At 77.0% G+C, this 3663-nt stretch carries 2 protein-coding genes and 1 pseudogene; 2 read left to right on the top strand and 1 reads right to left on the bottom strand.

Annotation, left to right across the window (positions count from 1 at the left end; all coding sequences use genetic code 11):
- Nucleotides 1–1495: glutamate synthase subunit beta (locus ACFWA9_RS38715; RefSeq protein ID WP_380394217.1), on the bottom strand; the 1495-nt coding region annotated here is incomplete at its 3' end.
- Nucleotides 1496–1821: 326 nt separating this feature from the next.
- Between ACFWA9_RS38715 and ACFWA9_RS38710 the strand changes: the two genes are divergently transcribed.
- Together ACFWA9_RS38710 and ACFWA9_RS38705 are read left to right on the top strand one after the other, a co-directional pair.
- The gene (locus ACFWA9_RS38710) at nt 1822–3102 is read left to right on the top strand and encodes an MFS transporter (RefSeq protein ID WP_380394214.1); all 1281 of its coding nucleotides are present in this window, start codon (nt 1822–1824) and stop codon (nt 3100–3102) included.
- Between the two features lie 160 nt (nt 3103–3262).
- Nucleotides 3263–3663, top strand: a pseudogene (locus tag ACFWA9_RS38705) (hypothetical protein); the annotation flags it as partial.

Genomic DNA, 3663 nt, shown 5'->3' with positions numbered 1-3663 from the left:
CGGTGAGCGGGCCGTCGGACGGCGAGACCGGTGCGGGCAGTTCGGTGCGCCCGCGCAGGTGGCGGTCGACGGCGGCCGCCACCGCCCGGCCCTCGGCGATCGCCCAGACGATCAGCGACTGGCCGCGCCCGGCGTCGCCCGCGACGAACACGCCGTCCGCCCCGCCGGCGAACTCCTCGTCGCGGACGAGGGTGCCCCGCGGGCCGACGGCGAGGCCGAGTTGGCCGACCAGCCCGCCGTCCCGGCCGGGCCCGGAGAAGCCGGCGCCGGGGAAGCCCGGGCCGGCGAAGCCGAGGGCCAGCAGGGCGAGGTCCGCCGGGAGGGTGCGTTCGGTCCCGGGCCGGGGGCTGCGGTCGCCCCGCCGCGCCTCGGCGAAGCGGACGGCCGCCAGCCGGCCGTCCGGGCCCGCCTCGAACCCCACCGTGGCCGCCGCGAACACCCGGGGCTCGGCCGCCGGGCCGCCGGCCTCCTCGTGCGAGGTGGTCACCCGGTAGACCTTGGGGTGCACGGGCCAGGGCTGGCCGGTGGCCCGGCGGCCGGGCGGGCGGGGGTTGATGTCGAACTGGGTGACCGTCGCGGCCCGCTGGCGCAGCGCGGTGCCCAGGCAGTCGGCGGCGGTGTCGCCGCCGCCGACGATCACCACGTGGCGGCCCTCGGCGGAGACCGGCGAGACGGGGTAGTCGCCCTCGTCGACCCGGTTGGCGAGGGTCAGGTAGCTGATGGCCTGGTGCACGCCGGCCAGCTCGCGGCCGGGAACCGGGAGGTCGCGGCAGCGGGTCGCGCCGACCGCGACCACCAGGGCGTCGCTGCGGGCGCGCAGTTCGTCGGCGGGCAGGTCGTGGCCGACGGCGACGCCGGTGCGGAAGACCGTGCCCTCGGCCCGCATCTGGTCGATCCGCCGGTCCAGCCGGTGCTTCTCCAGCCGGAACGCCGGGATGCCGTAGCGCAGCAGGCCGCCGATCCGGTCGGCGCGTTCGTAGACGGTCGTGGTGTGGCCGGCCCGGGTCAGCTGTTGGGCGGCGGCCAGCCCGGCGGGGCCCGACCCGACCACGGCCACCCGCAGGCCGGTCAGCCGCTCGGGCGGCTGCGGCAGGTCGTAGCCGCTCTCCAGCGCCCGGTCGGCGATCGCCAGCTCGATGTTCTTGATCGTCACGGCCTCCGCGTCGATCGCCAGTACGCAGGCGCTCTCGCACGGGGCGGGGCAGAGCCGGCCGGTGAACTCGGGGAAGTTGTTGGTGGCCAGCAGACGCGCGGCGGCCGCGCGCCAGTCGTCGTGGGCGACCAGGGTGTTCCAGTCGGGGACGAGGTTGCCGAGCGGGCAGGCGTGGTGGCAGAAGGGCAGACCGCAGTCCATGCAGCGGGTGGCCTGGTCACCAGCGACCGGCAGCGTCGCACCCTCCCGGTAGACCTCGCGCCAGTCCCCCAGCCGCTCCTGCGGGTCCCGGCGCTCACGGGGGTGCCGGGGCGTGGTGAAGAAGGCCATGCGGTCGGCCAGGGGATCAGCCATCGCGGCCTCCGGCGGGGCGTGCCATCGCGGGGCGGTGGCGCCGCCGTCCCGCGCCCCGACGGGCGCGCGACCGCACTGCGCACCACCGTGTGGCTACCGTACGCCCGCGAACCGCCCGGCGACAGCGGCCGGCCGTCGCCAGGGCGCCTCGGTCGGCCATGCTCGGGCGCCGGGTGGCCGGAAGTGAATGTTCCGGTCCGAATTGACGGCGTACCGTCGTATGGTCTTAGCGCCGTGAGCGGTCGAACCCCTTGATCCCGCTGACGGCTCCACCCTAGGATCCAGATGAAATGTCACATGGCAATGGAGCCGTCGTGGGGGATCACACCGTTCCGAGCCGGGGTACCGCCACGAGCGCCCTGCCCAGGCCGTTCTACCGGCTCGCCGTCGGAGACGCCGTCTCCAGCTACGGCAGCCAGCTCAACATGGTCGCGCTCAGCCTCTTCGCCTACGAGGCCGCGGGCAACGCCCTCGGCACCGCCGGGTACCTGACGCTGCGTCTGCTCGGCGGCTTCGGCGCCGGCGTGCTCGCCGGCCGCGTCGTCGCCCGCCTCGACCGCCGGCTGCTGATGGTCGGCTGCGCCTTCACCCAGGCCACCGGCCTGGTGGCGCTCGCGATCGTCCCCGACCACCTGCGGATCCCGGTGCTCTACCCGCTGGCCCTGCTCTTCGGCGCGGCCGGCACGCTCAGCGCCGTCGCGCTGCGCAGCAGCGTGCCCGAGATGGTCGGCCCGGAGCACCGGGCCCGCGCCAACGGGGTGCTGGTGACCGGGCGTTCGACGGCGATGGTGCTCGGCTTCGCCTCGGCCGGCGTGCTGGTGGCCTGGGCCGGGTTCCAGGCCGCGCTGCTCACCGACGCCGCCAGCTTCGTCGTGTTCGGCACGGTCGTGCTGCGGCTGCCGCTGCGCACCCGGGCCGAGCGCGACGGAGCGACGGCGCGCCCGGCGGCCGAGCCGGGCGGGCGGTTCGCCGGGCTGGTGCTGCTGCGCACCCTGCCGGTGATCGGCGCGATGGTCGCCATCCGGCTGGTCGACGCCTTCGGCTCGGCCGCGCACAACATCGGCCTGCCGGTGTTCGCGACCCGGACGTCCCCGGAGAACCCGGCCGCCGTGCTGGGCCTGTTCTGGGCCACCTGGGCGGTCGGCAGCCTGGGCGCCCACCAGCTGGTCTCCCGACTGCTCGTCAAACGCGGCCGGGAGCCGGGCGAGCGGGCCTTCGCGGTCGGCACCGCGCTGATGTCCACCTGCTTCATCCTCGCCTTCACCGGGCTGCCGACCCCGCTCTTCCTCGTCGTCGCGCTCGGCGCCGGGCTCGCCGACGGCTTCACCGAGATCTCCTACACCACCCGGATCCAGGCCGTCGACGACGACCGGCGCGGCCAGGCGTTCGGGCTGGTGGCGAGCGCCGAGAGCCTCGGCATGGGCATCGGGATGCTGCTCAGCGCCGGGCTGATGGAGCGGTTCAGCCCGCTCACGGTGGTCGGCTTCTCGCACGCCGTGCCGATCGCGCTGGCCGCCGGGTTCCTGCTGATGGTGGGGGTCGGCGCCCGTCGGCGGCGCGCGCCCGCCGCGCGGCCCGTCCCCGCCGACCACTAGCCGCGTACCGGCCCTCCCCCACCGGGCGGCCGAGCCCCGGCCGACCGCCCGCCGTACCCGCCCGACCGCCGTACCGGCCGCCCCGGCCGCCGCCCGCCGTCACCCCGCCGTACCGCGCCCCGCCCGCCCTTGTCGCAGAGCCCAGGAAGGTACGACCCGCATGAGCGTCCCCGGCCCCGACCGCCCCAGAGCCGACGTGGTGGAGGGCCGGCTGCTGCGCCACACCGGCCTGGCCGACTGCGCCCTCGTCGCCGGCGGTTCCCCGGGCGGCGCCGGGCCGATCGTCTACCTGGTGCCGGCCGACGACCGGGACCACGCCGGACTGCGCCGCTGGGCCGCCGCCCACCTGCTGGAGGACGCCCCCGACGCGGAGATCCGCCTGGTCGACGGCATCCCCCGGACCGCCGAAGGGGCGGCCGACCCCGCCGCCCTGGCGGCCGCCCGCGACCCGCGCGAGCACCCCCGCCCCGCCCGCCGGCACCTGAGCGAACTCACCCCCCGCTGGCGCCCGTTCGGCGCCGCCGCGCCGGCCGCACCGGAGCCGTCGGCGGAGCCAGAGCC

The sequence above is a fragment of the Kitasatospora sp. NPDC059973 genome, assembly GCF_042737525.1.
Classification (GTDB): domain Bacteria; phylum Actinomycetota; class Actinomycetes; order Streptomycetales; family Streptomycetaceae; genus Kitasatospora.
This window is presented reverse-complemented; position numbering and strand designations above follow the sequence as displayed.